Below are 16,564 nucleotides of genomic sequence, written 5' to 3'. Positions count from 1 at the left end.
GCTGAGACTTACGCTGGAGCGAATGCTCCGAGGAGGCTCAAGCGGACTACCCCGCGGAAAGGAAGCACACGTGCGCGGAAATCAACCTTTACCATCTTTATCCTAATAACCAACAATGTTTGCGAAAACAGTCTTATAAAAGTCACAAAACTGTGATTTATGCTGTTGATTCACGTTGTTGCTTCCTGCTAAAGTTAACTTTGAGACTTGTAATTGTCTTTACAAGGGGATTTATTATGGTTTAAGATACGAATACGGTATACTTATGCTATTATTTAATATATGTTTTTTAACGAATAGACCAGAAATTTTCCCTGTAAAAGGAGTTATGGAATAGATGAAAAGAAGAACAGCAAGAGAAAAGGCATTACAAGCTTTGTTTCAAATTGATGTAAGTCAGGTAGAACCAGAATCAGCGATTGAACATGTGTTAGATGGTGCTCCAAATGATTCATATTTAAGCATGCTAGTAAATGGAGTGCTAGAAAATATAGAAAGCATTGATGTTTCTATCAAGCAACATCTTTCAAATTGGACTATTGATAGATTGGCAACCGTGGATCGAAATCTGCTTAGATTAGCCGTTTATGAGCTGCAGTTCTGTCATGACGATGTCCCTGCGAATGCGGCAATTGATGAGGCAATTGAAATTGCCAAATTGTATGGGGATGATCAATCAAGTAAATTTATAAACGGGGTACTTTCAAAGGTTAAACAACAATTGTAAATTTCAGACAATCGGTTCCTTTCAATATTATTTAGGAGGAAGTTAATATGGGGGAAAAATTGATTGATGGGAAAGAAATAGCTAGACAAAAGAAAGCCTTGATTTATGAAGAAGTTGCTAAGCTAAAAGAAATAGGCATTATTCCTGGACTTGCTGTTATCTTAGTCGGCAATAACCCAGCTTCAAAAACATATGTTTCGAATAAAGAAAGAACTTGTAAAGAGCTAGGGATGCACTCTGTCTTAATTGAGCTTCCTGATACGGTTAGTGAACAAGATTTATTAAATCAAGTAAACAAGTTAAATATTGATCCTGCCATTCATGGAATCCTTGTTCAGATGCCATTGCCCGATCATATTAATGAGATTAAGGTCATTGAGACGATTTCACCAGAAAAAGATGTCGATGGCTTCCATCCTGTAAATATTGGCCGGATGATGACTGGACAGGATTCATTCCTTCCGTGTACACCATATGGAGTAATGGAGATGCTTGACTATATTGGTGCAGATATTACAGGGAAGCATGTTGTAATTGTTGGACGTAGCAATATTGTCGGTAAGCCAGCAGGTCAATTATTCCTTAATAAGAATGCAACGGTTACATACTGCCATTCCAAAACAAATGATTTAAAAGCTTTCACTAGACAAGCAGATATCCTTGTAGCAGCTGTTGGTAAAGTGAATATTATTACAAAGGATCATGTGAAGGATGGAGCAATTGTCATTGATGTTGGAATGAATCGAAATAGTGAAGGCAAACTTTGCGGGGATGTAGATTTTAAGAATGTCAAGGAAGTAGCAGGCTATATTACCCCGGTTCCAGGTGGGGTTGGTCCGATGACAATTATAATGCTAATGTTTAATACATTGAAAGCGGCAAAAAAAATTCAGAATCTAGCAACAACAGTGCAAAAATAATAAAATGAATCCACTGCCTTTTCATTATTTTACGAGAGATTGTTTGCTCCTGAATCATTCCACATGACGAAAGGAAGGACAATCTTTATAATGAAAGGGCAGTTTTATTTGACAAATGATTATGTTGTAAGAATATACCAAAGGAAGTTTAAATAGGTTGAACACAAAATAAAATGTAACAGCATATAAATCACGATTGGTTCGAACATTCAGTGAAATAAAGGAACACCCACTGATTGTAGTTTCACTTTATTAAAGGGGAGACTGTTTATGAATGAACAGCGCTATTTAACAGTTCATGCACTTACAAAATACATAAAAAGAAAATTTGATGCAGATCCCCATTTACAGGATGTCATGGTAAAGGGTGAAATATCGAATTTTAAGCAGCATTCAAGTGGGCATATGTATTTCACTTTAAAAGATGAAAAGGCGCGTATCCTTGCAGTTATGTTCTCTCGTTATAATCAGTCAATGAAGTTTATTCCTGAAAATGGAATGAAGATATTGATTAGAGGTGACCTTACTGTATATGAACCAAGTGGTCAATATCAAATTTATATTAAAGAAATGCAGCCAGATGGGATCGGTGATTTATACTTAGCATTTGAACAACTGAAGGAAAAGCTAGAAAAGAATGGCTTGTTTTCAAGTGAACACAAGAAGCCCATTCCAAAATTTCCGCGAACAGTGGGTGTGATTACGTCACCAACCGGTGCTGCAATTAGAGATATTTTATCAACGATAAAAAGGCGTTTTCCAGTTGCTAATATTCTAATTTATCCTGCAGTTGTTCAAGGGGATCAAGCTAAATTATCGATTGTGAAGGCAATTCAAATGGCCAATGATTCTAGTGAAGCAGATGTACTCATTATTGGACGTGGCGGTGGCTCAATCGAAGAACTTTGGGCATTTAATGAGGAAATTGTTGCGAATTCAATCTTTCAATCACACATCCCGATTATTTCTGCGGTCGGACATGAAACAGACTTTACAATTGCTGACTTTGTTGCTGACTTAAGAGCGCCAACGCCTACGGGAGCAGCTGAGCTGGCAGTACCACATATTGAAGATTTATCAGAAAGAATCTATAATCGGCAATCCCGATTGGTTCGAGCTGTAAAAGAACAAATAAATATACAAAATAATCGACTTTCACGTATCCAACGTTCTTATGCCTTTCGATACCCACAAAAATTGTATGAACAAAGATTAGAGCAGGCTGATAAATGGACAGAGCAGCTTCATCGTGGGGCAAGTAAGCTTATTGACAGAAAGACTGACCAACTAGAAGCAATACAAAAGAGGATGAAAAGAAATCATCCAGATGAACAGCTTATGGTTGCAAAAGCTGGGCAAATAAAAATGGAACAAAGGTTGAATCGAGTAATTACTTCAATCCTCTCTTCTAAGGAGAAGGACTTTTCTCACTTGTTACTAACTTTAGAAGCATTAAGTCCTTTGAAAATTATGGATAGGGGATACAGCATTGTCTATTCAGATGATGGAAAATTAATTAAAACAGTAAGCCAAATTAAACAAAATGACAATATAAAAGTAAAAGTATCAGACGGAATGATCAATTGCGTTGTAAAAGAAATTGGGGAGTGATTAAGATGTCTTCGGAACAAAAGCTAACATTTGAAGCAGCGATGGAACAATTGGAAGAGATTGTAGAAAAACTTGAAGAAGGGGACGTCCCTCTTGAAGAAGCAATTTCGATTTATAAAGAAGGCATGGAGTTATCAAAGCTTTGCCATGATAAATTAAAAAATGTTGAAAGTCAATTAACACAAATTTTGACTGAAGATGGACGAAAAGAAAATTTTATCGTTGCTGAGGAGGAGTAATTTTGCAGCCAAAAATTTTTGCATCATTTGCTAGTACACATAAACAATTACTTGAAGAGGAATTAAGAGAGCGTGTGAATAAATTAGTGGCTCCCTCAGTAGTGAAGGAAGCAATGCTTTATTCATTAGAGGCTGGTGGGAAACGGATTAGACCATTACTGCTCTTTGCTACGTTAGATGCTTTTGGCTTAGATACAAAAAAGGGGTTATTGCCAGCCGCGGCGATTGAAATGATCCATACCTATTCCCTTATTCACGACGATTTGCCAAGTATGGATAATGATGACTTAAGAAGAGGAAAGCCAACGAACCATAAAGTATTTGGTGATGCATTTGCTATATTAGCTGGAGATGCGCTATTGACATATAGCTTCCAGTTAATTGCAGAAATACGTGATGAAGATGCTCATGCTACAACTAAATTAGCTCTCATACAGGCATTATCACAAGCATCTGGAGCTGAAGGGATGGTCGGTGGACAGGTTGCGGATATTGCGGGAGAAGATAAAGATTTAACATTAAGTGATCTTGAATATATACATGTTCATAAAACTGGAAAGTTACTAGAATGCAGTGTTGTAGCTGGAGCCATTCTTGCAGAAGCAACAGAGGAAAAAATCCAGCGTCTGTCTAAATTTGCTTATCATTTAGGTCTTGCCTTTCAAATTAGAGACGATATCCTCGATCTAGAAGGGGAAGAAGAAAGAATTGGGAAACGTGTAGGCAGTGATGCAGTCAATAAAAAAGGCACATATCCTTCTATCTTAACATTAGATGGAGCAAAAGCTGCATTAAGTGAGCATATAGAGCTGGCAAAGGCTCAATTAAAAGAAACAGGGTTATCTACTCATATGCTTGAAGCGATTACAAATCTTATTGAAACAAGGGATCATTAAGGCTCAAAAACAACCGAACCTTGAGGATTTTTTTCTTACTGCTATAATTAACACTATATTATCCAAAAAAACTGATGAATTAGATATGAAAGTGAGTGATCCGCTAAATGGATCTTATGTCAATTAAGGACCCTTCCTTTTTGAAAGGTCTTTCAACGAGTGAGCTTGAAATGCTAAGTGGGGATATACGCAACTTCTTGATTGAAAGATTATCAAGTACAGGTGGCCATATTGGTCCAAACTTAGGTGTTGTTGAGTTAACGATTGCATTACATAAATGCTTTGACAGCCCGAAGGATAAAATTCTTTGGGATGTTGGCCATCAATCATACGTTCACAAGATTTTAACTGGACGCGCAAGCCAATTCGATACATTAAGACAATATAAGGGGCTTTGCGGATTTCCGAAGATGGCTGAAAGTGAGCATGATGTGTGGGAAACTGGTCATAGCTCTACATCATTATCTGCAGCAATGGGAATGGCGATTGCAAGAGATCTGAAGAAAGAAAACTCCTATGTTATACCAGTTATTGGGGATGGTGCCTTAACAGGTGGGATGGCATTAGAAGCGTTGAATCATATTGGTCATGAAAAGAAAAATATGATCGTCATTCTGAATGATAATGAAATGTCTATTGCACCGAACGTTGGTGCTCTGCATAATGTGCTAGGACGACTCCGGACAGCAGGGAAATATCAGTGGGCAAAAGATGAATTAGAATATTTGTTGAAGAAAATTCCTGCAGTTGGTGGGAAGCTTGCGGCAACAGCCGAACGGGTAAAGGATAGTCTTAAGTATCTCTTTGTTTCTGGTGTGTTCTTTGAAGAATTAGGGTTTACGTATTTAGGCCCAGTTGATGGCCATGATTATGAGAATTTATTTGAAAATCTGAGCTATGCAAAGAAAACAGAAGGACCTGTTCTTCTGCATGTTATAACGAAAAAAGGGAAGGGCTATCAGCCAGCTGAAAATGATACAGTTGGTACATGGCATGGCACTGGTCCATATAAAATGGAAACAGGAGATTTTGTGAAACCTGTTAACCCTCCACCTGCTTGGAGCAAGCTTGTGAGTGAGACGGTAAGAAAATTAGCAAGAAAAGATGAGCGAATTGTGGCAATCACTCCAGCGATGCCAGTTGGATCGAAGCTAGAAGGTTTTGCAAGTGAATTCCCCGAACGAATGTATGATGTTGGGATTGCAGAACAGCATGCAGCGACAGTTGCTGCTGGGCTTGCTACGCAAAAAATGAAGCCGTTTTTAGCGATTTATTCCACATTCTTACAACGAGCGTATGACCAAGTGTTGCATGATATTTGCCGTCAAAATTTAAATGTATTTATCGGAATTGATCGTGCAGGTCTGGTTGGTTCAGATGGCGAAACACATCAAGGTGTATTTGATATTGCGTTTTTAAGGCATATGCCAAATTTAGTATTAATGATGCCGAAGGATGAAAATGAAGGACAGCATATGGTCTATACTGCTACACAATATGATGCGGGGCCAATTGCGATGAGATTCCCACGTGGAAATGGATTAGGTGTTACTATGGATGAGAACCTGAAGACAATCCCGATTGGAACGTGGGAAGTGTTGAAAAAAGGTCATGATGCAGCTATTTTAACATTTGGCACGACGATCCCAATGGCAATGGAAGCTGCAAATGTATTAGAGAAGCAAGGTTATTCAATCAAAGTAATTAATGCAAGATTTATTAAGCCGTTAGACGAGAAAATGCTTTTAGAGCTATTCAAAGAAAATATCCCTATTTTCACGATTGAAGAAGCTGTTTTACAAGGGGGCTTCGGGAGCTCTGTTCTTGAATTTGCTCAAGAAAAAGGCTTTCATCATCTTGAAATTGATCGCATGGGCATTCCTGATCAATTTATTGAGCATGGAAGTGTTGATGAGCTTCTTGAAGAAATTGGGATGACAACGAATGATGTTGTAATAAGGATCAATAAACTAGCAAGAAAAAAACAAAAAAGGGCTTAAATATGAAAATAAAGAAAGAACGCCTAGATATATTATTAGTTGAAAGAGGGCTAGCTGAAACAAGAGAAAAAGCCAAACGAACAATTATGGCCGGACTTGTATTCAGTAATGAAAATCGCCTTGACAAACCCGGAGAAAAAGTAAACGTGGATATTCCGCTTCGAATAAAGGGGAAGGTCCTCCCTTATGTTAGTAGAGGCGGCCTTAAGCTTGAGAAGGCATTAAAAGAGTTTGATTTGAATGTAAAGGATAAAATCCTATTGGATATTGGTGCATCGACGGGAGGCTTTACCGATTGTGCTCTTCAAAATGGGGCGAAAATGTCTTATGCTTTAGATGTTGGCTATAATCAGCTTGCATGGAAATTAAGGCAGGATGAGCGAGTTAATGTTATGGAACGGACAAATTTCCGCTATGTAACACCTGCAGATTTATCTGAAGGCATGCCAAACTTTGCGTCAATTGATGTTTCGTTTATTTCCTTAAAATTAATATTGCCTGTATTAAAAACATTGCTTGTTTCCAATAGTGATGTTGTTGCTCTAGTGAAACCTCAGTTTGAAGCAGGAAGAGAGCAAGTAGGCAAAAAAGGGATTGTGCGGGATCCAAAAGTACATGAGCAAGTGCTTAAAGTGATTATAGATTTTGCTTTAAGCCTAGGTTATGATGTGAAAGATATTTCTTATTCGCCAATTACAGGTGGGGACGGAAATATTGAATTTTTGCTCCATCTATTTTGGTTAGGAGAGAAGGAAGCTGGAAATATCTTCGTGCAATTGGATCCAAGTGAAGTGGTCAAGCTAGCCCATTCAGAATTGAAAATCAAACAAAAAAATCAAGAGGAATAAGCGAATGCTTATTCCTCTTTTGCGGTCAAGAAAATGATGCAATCTCGTGTTAAGCGCAGCCTGTACTTATACTGATCGTGTTTCCTAAATGAGAGGGAAGCATCCAATTTATTCGGTGATAATCGAGGTGCTCCCGAAGTTTTTCTTCATGTCGAAATATAGGTGAATATTCCCTCGGAAATGAATGAAATATTGTACTTTATGGGAAAAATCAGCTAACATATAGGTGAGATTTAATCGTATACATTTAATTCTAATTTACTATTCGTATTCATTGCGAAATATTGGGGTGTAGGTATGAATAAAGGTCAGAGACACATAAAAATACGTGATATTATTGCGAATAATGACATTGAAACGCAGGATGATCTTGTTGATGAATTAAAAAATGCTGGTTATAATGTGACACAGGCAACAGTTTCAAGAGATATTAAAGAGCTTCATCTTGTAAAGGTCCCGCTAATTGATGGCAGATACAAATATAGTCTTCCAGCAGATCAACGCTTCAATCCACTTCAAAAGCTAAGAAGAAATCTGATGGATGCATTTGTTCGTGTCGACACAGCAGGGCATCTGCTTGTAATGAAGACACTTCCAGGAAATGCGATGGCTATTGGGGCATTGATTGATAATTTAGACTGGGATGAAATCTTAGGAACCATTTGTGGTGATGATACTTGTTTGATTATATGTAAAACACCAATGGACACAGAAGCTATTTCAAAACGTTTTCTAGAAATGCTATAACATTTTGCAATTACATAAGAGAGAGGATTAGGCCGTTGGAGGACTAATGGGGACGCTGGTACATACCGTAATTTCGCTTGATGGAAAAGAGGTTTATTCAATATTTTATGAAATTACGGCATAAGACGATAAGTCGGATTAGATACGAGGTGAGCATTTGTGATTAATGAATTATCAATTAGAAACTTTGCGATTATTGAAGCCCTATCAATTTCATTTGATAAGGGCCTAACTGTTTTAAGTGGGGAAACTGGAGCGGGTAAATCTATTATTATTGATGCTATTCACTTGCTTGTAGGCGGAAGAGGATCTGCTGAATTTGTCCGCCATGGTTCAGAAAAAGCAGAAATAGAAGGGCTTTTTCATTTAGAAGATCCAAATCATCCATGCTATTCAAAAGCAAATGAATTTGGTATTGAACTTGAAGATGGAATGATTATTTTACGAAGAGATATTTCTAAATCTGGAAAAAGTGTATGCCGAATAAACGGAAAGCTTGTTACAATTGCAACGTTAAGAGAACTTGGCAGTACACTAATTGATATCCATGGTCAGCATGAGCATCAGGAGCTAATGGATGAGACGATGCATATTACTCTTCTGGATCAATTTGGCGGTGAACAGATAGCTGCAAGCCATTGGGAATATTTGCAATTATATCATTCCTACGAACAAAAAATGAAACAGTTAAAAAGCCTTAGTGAAAATGATCAGCAAATGGTGCATCGTCTTGATTTAATAAAATTTCAGCTTGATGAAATCCAAAAGGCAAATTTAAAGCTTAATGAGGATGAAGCATTATTAGTTGAGAGACAGAAATTAAGTAATTTCGAACGTGTCTATGATTCATTACAGTCAGGTTACTCGGGACTACAAGGTGAACAGAAAGGGATCGATTGGATCGCTCTTGTTATGGGGCATATTGAAGATGTAGCTGAACTTGACTCTGCCTACAAAGGACTGGCTGAATCTATTTCAAATGCATTTTACCAGCTTGAGGATGCATCACGTACGATTCGCAATGAACTGGACGTGCTTGAATATGATCCATCTAGATTGGCTGAGATTGACGACCGCTTAAATGAAATAAGCCAGCTAAAGCGTAAATACGGGAAAAATATAGAAGAAATCCTCGAATATGCATCCAAAATTGAAGAAGAAATTGAAACCTTACAAAATAAGGAAACACATATCGAACATTTAGAAAAAGAAATAGCCTCACTTCGTAAGGATTTATACATTGAAGCAGAGAATTTAAGTGCATTGCGCAAAAAATTTGCCGAAAAGCTAACTAAATTGATTCTTAAGGAATTAAAAGAGCTATATATGGAGAAAACTGTATTTGAGGTCCAATTTGAAAAAGTGGTTGACGGATTTTTAAAAAGTGGAATAGATAAAGCTGAATTTTACATATCAACAAATCCTGGAGAACCATTAAAACCCCTTTCGAAGATTGCTTCAGGTGGAGAATTATCAAGAATTATGTTGGCGTTAAAAAGTATTTTTTCCAAGCATCAAGGAGTCACGTCGATTATCTTTGATGAGGTGGATACAGGTGTGAGTGGGAGAGTTGCCCAAGCAATTGCTGAGAAAATTCATAATGTAGCGATTAACTCACAAGTATTATGTATTTCTCACTTGCCACAGGTTGCCGCAATGGCAGATACTCATTTATTTATCGCGAAAAATATTAAAGATGCTCGAACGATCACTACGGTTCAATCATTGGGCGAAGAAGAGAAAATAAAAGAAATTGGTCGGATGATTTCAGGTGTAGAAATTACTGAATTGACGAAGGAGCATGCAAGAGAACTCCTACAATTAGCAGAGAAAATAAAGATACATTGAAAAGCTATCCAAAGGAGGATAGCTTTTTTTATCACTAATTAGGTTATAAATGCACGACTTGCAGGCAAAATTATAGATGTAGCCATTTAACGAAGTGGATTAGAAGCGAGGAGAGTGAAGATTTTGACAGTAGATATATTACGAAAAATAATTGGTGGAATTCTCCTTGTTTCATTAGTTACAATTGGTTTCTCAAAATCTTTTCAGGAATATTTGCATATTCCAACATCGCTAACCTTATTTGAAGGGCAGGATATCGCGTTTGCGAAGGCAAAAATGGTGAGCGCGGAATTGTCTTCTGATGATTCAAATATTGCACTAAAACAAGAGGATCATGCAATTACCCTTCAAGGGAATCACCATGGAGAAAATGAAATGTTTTTAGAATTAGCAGGTTTTCCGATAAAAAAGGTTGATGTGAATGTTTTAAAAGACTTTAAAGTCATTCCAGGTGGACAATCTATTGGAGTTAAACTAAATACGATTGGCGTACTTGTTGTCGGTCATCATCAAATTGACACATCAGAAGGAAAAGCATCCCCAGGGGAATTAGCTAATGTGAAAATTGGTGACATTATCACTGAAATTAATGGGGAACAAATTGAAAACATGACAGATGTTGCCCCTTTTGTACAAGAAGCAGGGAAAACAGGAAAACCTTTAAAGATGTTGCTTAACCGAGAAAATGAAAAAATTCAAACAGAATTAATGCCTCTAAAGGATAAGGCTGAAGGCTCCTATAAGCTAGGACTGTATATTCGAGATTCGGCAGCTGGAATTGGGACAATGACATTTTATCATCCAGAATCCAGGAAATACGGTGCATTAGGTCATGTGATTTCAGATATGGATACAAAAAAGGCAATTGTTGTTGATAATGGACAAATCGTTCGATCAACCGTTACATCCATCGAAAAAGGAAGCAATGGAAATCCCGGAGAAAAATTGGCGCGTTTTTCACCTGATAAAGAAGTCATCGGAAATATCGTTAAAAACAGTCCATTCGGTATTTTCGGAAAGTTAAATCAAAATATTAAGAATGGTGTTCTTGATAAGCCAATGCCTATTGCATTATCTCATCAAGTAAAAGAGGGACCAGCACAAATATTGACAGTTGTTGATGATGATGAGGTCAATCTTTTTGATATCGAGATTGTGAGCACCATTCCACAAAAGTTTCCAGCTACTAAGGGAATGGTTATTAAAGTAACAGATCCAAAGCTCCTTAATAAGACAGGCGGAATTGTACAAGGTATGAGTGGCAGTCCAATTATTCAAAATGATAAAGTGATCGGAGCCGTCACTCACGTTTTTGTGAATGATCCGACATCTGGCTATGGAGTTCATATTGAATGGATGCTAAGTGAGGCTGAGATTAATATTTACGAGCACCCAAGAGAAAAAGCTTCCTAATGGGATAAGAATACGTGTAGAGACAGAGGGAAAATCCCCCTCTGTCTTTTCTAATGGCTCTTTTCTGAAAGATTCTTGCTTTTGAATTAAATGTTAGAAAGATAAGTTTATCAAATAAGTCGGTTGATTGGAGCGGAAGGTGTGAGACTCCTCGAAAATGCATTCGCATTTCCTTCGTGCGGTGTGAATTCTAAGAAGTCTACTCAATGTCCTACGGGATGCGTGGGACAGCTGTGACCTAAGCAGGAGCGATGAGGAGGCTCAAGCGGACTACCCCGCGGAAAGGGAGCACGCGTGCGCGGAAATCAACCTTTACCAAAATTAAATAGCAACAATATTTACGAAAACAGTCTTTCTAATTAAAGACTTAATAGAAGCCTGATTGTTCCTACTAAAAGGTGTGCAGCAAGGTCAATTCAATAAACAATACAAGCTATACGGCTTTCTTATGTTATAATAAAGATTATTCGACAAAGATAATGAAAACAGTCGAATTAGGGAGAAAACGAAAGAAAACTACTGATTTTTTCCTATTTTTGAGAAAATTTAAAAAAACTAGAGGAATTTCTGTTGCATTGTCGAATTTCTCAATTAGAATAAAAATAGATGGAAAGAGACCAACGATGGTTCGAGGAGGAAAATTAGTGAATAAAATTAAAGTTTGTGTGGTTGATGATAATCGAGAGCTTGTTGGACTTTTAGATGAATACATTTCAACTCAGGATGATATGGAAGTTGTAGGTGTTGCTCATAATGGTCAGGATTGTTTAGAGATACTTGAGCATGAAGATCTCGATGTTCTTATTTTGGATATTATTATGCCACATTTAGATGGACTTGCAGTTCTCGAAAAGCTTCGTGATATGAAGAAAACGAATCTTCCAAATGTAATTATGCTAACAGCATTCGGTCAAGAGGATGTAACAAAGAAGGCTGTAGATTTAGGGGCATCTTATTTTATTTTGAAACCTTTTGATATGGACAATTTGGCTAGACATATAAGACAAGTAAGCGGCAAATCAAACCCCATCATGCGAAAGTCCTCTTCAAGCTATCGCCAGCAAACAGAAGCAAAGCCTAAAAATCTAGATGCAAGCATTACAAGTATTATTCATGAAATTGGTGTACCAGCTCATATTAAAGGATATATGTATCTTCGTGAAGCAATCTCAATGGTTTATAATGATATTGAATTGCTCGGCTCGATTACAAAAGTTTTATATCCAGATATTGCGAAGAAATTTAATACAACAGCAAGCCGTGTTGAACGGGCAATTCGGCATGCAATTGAAGTAGCTTGGAGCCGCGGGAATATTGATTCAATTTCGTCATTATTCGGTTATACGGTTTCGATGTCAAAGGCTAAGCCAACAAATAGCGAGTTCATCGCAATGGTTGCTGATAAATTACGACTTGAGCATAAAGCATCGTAATGCAGCAAGCAATGAATAACTTTTCAAAATGTGAGCGTTCTCTGTCAGGAGGCGCTTTTCTTTTTGTTTTATACTCTTTTTAAAAGATATTTTTAAAACAATTGTTAGAATGACTGGTTTATCAAATTGGTTGGTTGATTGGAGCGGAAGGTGCAAGATCCTCGAAAATGCTGTCGCATTTCCTTCGTGCGGTGTGAATTCTAAGTAGCATACTCAAATGTCCTGCGGGATGCGTAGGACAGCTGAGACCTAAGAAGGAGCGTGAGAAGCGAGGAAGCTCAAGCGGACTACCCCGCGGAAATGGAGCACATGTACGCGGAAATCAGCCTTTCCCAAAATTATGTGTAATAGCAACAATGGTTGCGAAAACAGCCTTGTTTTAACATATAATTTATAGATGTTAGCAGTATGCTTATTTTAGATCAAAATTTTTAGGAAGTGAAAGGGGGCATGATTTATGACACTTATTTTTGCTCATAGAGGATATTCGCAGCTTTATCCTGAAAATACGATGAAAGCATTTAAGCAAGCAGAACTTGCTGGTGCTGACGGGATTGAACTTGATATTCAGTTAACGAAAGATGGAGAAATTGTTGTTATCCATGATGAAAAGGTGGATCGAACAACAAATGGGAAGGGCTATGTGAAGGATTTAACTTATAAGGAATTAAGAAGACTAGATGCAAGCTATAAGAACAAGACGTTTCTCCATAAGGAGCCGATTCCATCATTAATTGAAGTATTCGAATGGTTAACAACGAATGAAATGATCTGTAATATCGAACTGAAGAATGGTGTGTTTCCTTATAAGGGAATGGAGGCAAAGGTAATCGAATTAATACACTCCTATCAATTAACTAATCGGATTGTTCTTTCATCCTTTAATCATTATAGTATTGTTTATTGCTATCGATTGGATCAAGAGATTGAGACTGCTCCATTATTTTCAGAAGGCCTGTATATGCCTTGGGTATATGCTCAATCGATTGGAGCTAGAAGTATACATCCGAAATATACAGCTGCACCTAATGAATTAATAAAAGCTTCTTTAGACTATGGAATTGAAGTCAGGCCGTATACAGTAAATAAGGAGAAGGAGATGTTCAGATTATTTGCAGTAGGATGTACAGCAATTATAACGGATGATCCTGTTAAGGCATTGCGCTTGAAAAACCAATATGAAAAAGAAAAAAAGCAATCACCGTGAAGGTAGATTGCTTTAATTTTTAAATCGGGTTTGAACTTTGTTTCTTTTACGATCTCGATAAAGGACGAAGCCGGCAATAAAGCCTAGTCCAATTAATAGAAAAAGAAGTCCCGCAATAAATTGCACCCATAAAAGAGGAAAAGGACTTTGCAAAATACCAAAAACCATATCTCTCATCAATTTAATCCCATAAACAGCTAATACACCTGGTATGACCAAAATGATTAAAGCAATAATTCTTATCATAGGAAGATCCCTTCATTTCTTTACGCTTCTAAAAAAAATATTAAATGAATATAGAAATTTGTCAAGCAACTAAATCATGATAAAATAGAATATGTGAAGAAACTTGCGTGTTTTACAGAAAAGAGAGAATATTCGTGAAGTATTTTTCAAGGTAAAAAGGTGGGGATTACATGCAGACTGTCATGATTGTAGGGGCTGGCAAAGGTGGTTCAGCAATCTTAAGAATAATGAAAGAAACAGAAATGCTTAGAGTGATTGCTGTCGTGGATAGTAACCCTGATGCGAATGGATTAAAAATGGCGATGCAAGAAGGAATTCCAACAGATACGAATTGGCATGCCTTTATTGATCAGGATATTGATATCATTGTAGAAGTAACGGGTAGGAATGATGTTTTTCTTGAGCTTCGAGAGGCGAAAAAGAAGCATTCTGTATTAATTCCTGGCAGTGTGGCTTTTTTAATAGCAGGACTTATAGAGGAAAAAGATCGATTAATTTCAAGTATCGAGAGCGAAACATATAAACGTGATCTGATTTTTAATACAACTGGTGACGGGATGATCGGTGTTAATCAAAACGCAGAAATCATTCTATTTAACCGAAGTGCGGAGAAGATGACGGGCGTTAAAAAGAATGATGCAATGGGGCGTTCGATTGAACACATTATTTCAAAAAGCCGATTGAAAATTGTCATGGAAACAAGACGAATTGAAGCTAATCAAGAGTTGGAACTGAATAATGGGTTAAAGGTTATTACAACGAGAATTCCGATGATTGATGAAAACAATCAATTAATTGGCGCCTTTTCCGTTTTTAAAGACATTACAGAAGTGATGGATTTAGCTGAAGAGATAACGAATTTAAAGGAAATTCAAACGATGCTTCAGGCCATTATTCAGTCAAGTGATGAAGCAATCTCAGTAGTAGATGAAAATGGAAAAGGGCTATTGATAAATCCTGCATATTCCCGAATTACAGGGCTTTCGGAAGAAGAAGTGATTGGAAAACCAGCAACGACTGATATTTCTGAGGGCGAGAGCGTACATATGAAAGTGCTCCAAACAAGAAGGGCTGTTAGAGGAGTGGCAATGAGAGTAGGGCCGAACAAAAAAGAAGTAGTTGTGAATGTGGCACCTGTCATTGTGGATGGAATTATTAAGGGAAGTGTTGGTGTCATTCATGATGTTTCTGAAATTGAATCATTAAATAGAGAATTACATCGAGCCCGGCAAATAATTCGAACACTTGAAGCGAAATATTCGTTTGATGATATTATTGGACGTTCTGAAGAAATGACGATCGCAATTGAACAGGCGCGCTTAGGAGCAAAAACACCAGCAACGGTATTACTAAGAGGGGAATCAGGTACTGGAAAAGAACTATTTGCCCATGCCATTCATAATGGAAGTGATCGTAAATACAATAAGTTTATTCGAGTGAACTGTGCAGCGTTATCGGAGTCTTTATTAGAAAGTGAACTTTTTGGGTATGAAGAAGGAGCATTTTCAGGAGCGAAAAGAGGCGGGAAAAGAGGGCTGTTTGAAGAAGCGAATAACGGAAGTATTTTTCTTGATGAAATTGGCGAGTTATCAGCAAGTACACAGGCAAAGCTGCTAAGAGTACTACAAGAAAAAGAAATTACCCGTGTTGGTGGAACGAAGTCAATTCCAATTAATGTACGTGTGATTGCGGCGACAAATGTAAATTTAGAAAAAGGAATTGCGAGCGGTACTTTTAGGGAAGACTTGTATTATAGGCTGAACCGAATGCCTATTCATATCCCTTCATTACGAAAAAGGAAAGAAGATATCCAAGTTTTAAGTGAAAGACTAATCCAAAAAATTAATCAAGAATATGGACGTAATGTTGAAAGCCTAAGTCCTGCTGCGCTGAGAAAGCTATTGGAATATGATTGGCCGGGTAATGTAAGGGAACTAGAAAATATTCTTGGCAGAGCAATTATTTTTATGAATTACAATGAAATCAAACTTGAAGAGCACCATGTACCAGAATTGATCAAAAAGGAAACTAAAGACTATTTACCAATGGATAACCAAGTAATTAGTGAGAAGAAGACGTTAGCGGTATTAATTGATGAATATGAGGAAAACTTGATTAGAAAAACTCTTCAGCAAATGGAAGGGAATAAAACGGCTACTGCTAAGACTCTTGGATTATCTGTAAGAAATTTGTACTATAAGCTTGATAAATACGAGATTGCAAATAGTGACATGCAATAAATTTCACACTATGAAAATTATTGCATGAATTATTTTTGTGAAAAAGCGTTTTCATCAGCTTTTAGATTTGGCACAGTTCTTGCATAAATACTAAGTGAGTGTAGCAACATGATAATTGAAGCAAAAGTTAAGTGCTTTAGGAGTCTAGGAGTTGTCTAACTCCAGCATCTATGGAATGAAGGTAAAGCC

The 16,564-nt window shown here is 37.2% G+C and carries 14 protein-coding genes; 13 read left to right on the top strand and 1 reads right to left on the bottom strand.

What is annotated here, in order from left to right:
* The first annotated feature begins 337 nt into the window (after positions 1–337).
* The 12 genes from nusB to J2Z40_RS06725 all read left to right on the top strand — a co-directional run bounded on the left by nusB (position 338) and on the right by J2Z40_RS06725 (position 13,889).
* A complete protein-coding gene (gene nusB / locus J2Z40_RS06780; RefSeq protein ID WP_066395823.1) occupies positions 338–727 on the top strand; it encodes a transcription antitermination factor NusB in 390 nt (129 codons plus the stop codon).
* Positions 728–774: 47 nt separating this feature from the next.
* Positions 775–1,647 carry a bifunctional methylenetetrahydrofolate dehydrogenase/methenyltetrahydrofolate cyclohydrolase FolD gene (gene folD / locus J2Z40_RS06775; protein WP_066395820.1) on the top strand — a complete coding sequence of 291 codons (873 nt, stop codon included), beginning with the start codon at positions 775–777 and terminating at the stop codon, positions 1,645–1,647.
* 270 nt (positions 1,648–1,917) lie between these two features.
* Positions 1,918–3,258 carry an exodeoxyribonuclease VII large subunit gene (xseA, locus tag J2Z40_RS06770; RefSeq protein WP_066395818.1) on the top strand — a complete coding sequence of 447 codons (1,341 nt, stop codon included), beginning with the start codon at positions 1,918–1,920 and terminating at the stop codon, positions 3,256–3,258.
* A 5-nt stretch (positions 3,259–3,263) separates the two neighbouring features.
* On the top strand, positions 3,264–3,497 hold the full coding sequence (locus tag J2Z40_RS06765) for an exodeoxyribonuclease VII small subunit (RefSeq protein ID WP_066395817.1): 234 nt from the start codon (positions 3,264–3,266) through the stop codon (positions 3,495–3,497).
* A 2-nt stretch (positions 3,498–3,499) separates the two neighbouring features.
* Positions 3,500–4,393: a polyprenyl synthetase family protein gene (locus J2Z40_RS06760; RefSeq protein ID WP_157087832.1), complete on the top strand. Its 894-nt coding sequence runs from the start codon at positions 3,500–3,502 to the stop codon at positions 4,391–4,393.
* Positions 4,394–4,500: 107 nt separating this feature from the next.
* Complete coding sequence (gene dxs, locus J2Z40_RS06755) at positions 4,501–6,393, top strand: 1-deoxy-D-xylulose-5-phosphate synthase (RefSeq protein ID WP_066395815.1); 1,893 nt, start codon at positions 4,501–4,503, stop codon at positions 6,391–6,393.
* Positions 6,394–6,395: 2 nt separating this feature from the next.
* Positions 6,396–7,241, top strand: a complete 846-nt coding sequence (locus tag J2Z40_RS06750) for a TlyA family RNA methyltransferase (protein ID WP_066395809.1) — start codon at positions 6,396–6,398, stop codon at positions 7,239–7,241.
* Between the two features lie 297 nt (positions 7,242–7,538).
* Positions 7,539–7,988: a transcriptional regulator AhrC/ArgR gene (gene ahrC, locus J2Z40_RS06745; protein ID WP_066395807.1), complete on the top strand. Its 450-nt coding sequence runs from the start codon at positions 7,539–7,541 to the stop codon at positions 7,986–7,988.
* Between the two features lie 159 nt (positions 7,989–8,147).
* Positions 8,148–9,836 (top strand): DNA repair protein RecN, encoded by a 1,689-nt coding sequence (recN, locus tag J2Z40_RS06740; protein WP_066395804.1) that lies wholly within the window; start codon positions 8,148–8,150, stop codon positions 9,834–9,836.
* 123 nt (positions 9,837–9,959) lie between these two features.
* Positions 9,960–11,249: a SpoIVB peptidase gene (gene spoIVB, locus J2Z40_RS06735; protein ID WP_066395801.1), complete on the top strand. Its 1,290-nt coding sequence runs from the start codon at positions 9,960–9,962 to the stop codon at positions 11,247–11,249.
* Positions 11,250–11,893: 644 nt separating this feature from the next.
* Positions 11,894–12,682, top strand: coding sequence for a sporulation transcription factor Spo0A (gene spo0A, locus J2Z40_RS06730; RefSeq protein ID WP_066395799.1), 789 nt, complete (start codon positions 11,894–11,896; stop codon positions 12,680–12,682).
* A gap of 457 nt (positions 12,683–13,139) precedes the next feature.
* Entirely contained in the window at positions 13,140–13,889 is a 750-nt protein-coding gene (locus J2Z40_RS06725) for a glycerophosphodiester phosphodiesterase (protein WP_066395797.1), read from the top strand.
* A 12-nt stretch (positions 13,890–13,901) separates the two neighbouring features.
* Here J2Z40_RS06725 and J2Z40_RS06720 read toward each other — a convergent pair whose 3' ends face one another.
* Positions 13,902–14,135: a DUF2627 domain-containing protein gene (locus J2Z40_RS06720; protein WP_066395795.1), complete on the bottom strand. Its 234-nt coding sequence runs from the start codon at positions 14,133–14,135 to the stop codon at positions 13,902–13,904.
* A gap of 170 nt (positions 14,136–14,305) precedes the next feature.
* On the opposite strand from J2Z40_RS06720, the gene J2Z40_RS06715 reads away from it, so the two are divergent.
* Entirely contained in the window at positions 14,306–16,375 is a 2,070-nt protein-coding gene (locus J2Z40_RS06715; protein WP_066395789.1) for a sigma-54 interaction domain-containing protein, read from the top strand.
* Positions 16,376–16,564: the final 189 nt, after the last annotated feature.

This window comes from Cytobacillus eiseniae (assembly GCF_017874625.1).
Classification (GTDB): Bacteria; Bacillota; Bacilli; order Bacillales; family Cytobacillaceae; genus Cytobacillus; species Cytobacillus eiseniae.
Note: the sequence above shows the minus strand (reverse complement) of the source record. Positions and strands in the feature narration are given on the sequence as shown.

Bases quoted from the DNA above. Each gene is read 5' to 3' on its own strand.
- ahrC (WP_066395807.1), top strand. From the start codon at position 7,539: ATGAATAAAGGTCAGAGACACATAAAAATACGTGATATTATTGCGAAT.
- J2Z40_RS06765 (WP_066395817.1), top strand. From the start codon at position 3,264: ATGTCTTCGGAACAAAAGCTAACATTTGAAGCAGCGATGGAACAATTG.
- nusB (WP_066395823.1), top strand. From the start codon at position 338: ATGAAAAGAAGAACAGCAAGAGAAAAGGCATTACAAGCTTTGTTTCAA.
- xseA (WP_066395818.1), top strand. From the start codon at position 1,918: ATGAATGAACAGCGCTATTTAACAGTTCATGCACTTACAAAATACATA.
- dxs (WP_066395815.1), top strand. From the start codon at position 4,501: ATGGATCTTATGTCAATTAAGGACCCTTCCTTTTTGAAAGGTCTTTCA.
- J2Z40_RS06725 (WP_066395797.1), top strand. From the start codon at position 13,140: ATGACACTTATTTTTGCTCATAGAGGATATTCGCAGCTTTATCCTGAA.
- J2Z40_RS06720 (WP_066395795.1), bottom strand. From the start codon at position 14,135: ATGATAAGAATTATTGCTTTAATCATTTTGGTCATACCAGGTGTATTA.
- folD (WP_066395820.1), top strand. From the start codon at position 775: ATGGGGGAAAAATTGATTGATGGGAAAGAAATAGCTAGACAAAAGAAA.
- J2Z40_RS06715 (WP_066395789.1), top strand. From the start codon at position 14,306: ATGCAGACTGTCATGATTGTAGGGGCTGGCAAAGGTGGTTCAGCAATC.
- J2Z40_RS06750 (WP_066395809.1), top strand. From the start codon at position 6,396: ATGAAAATAAAGAAAGAACGCCTAGATATATTATTAGTTGAAAGAGGG.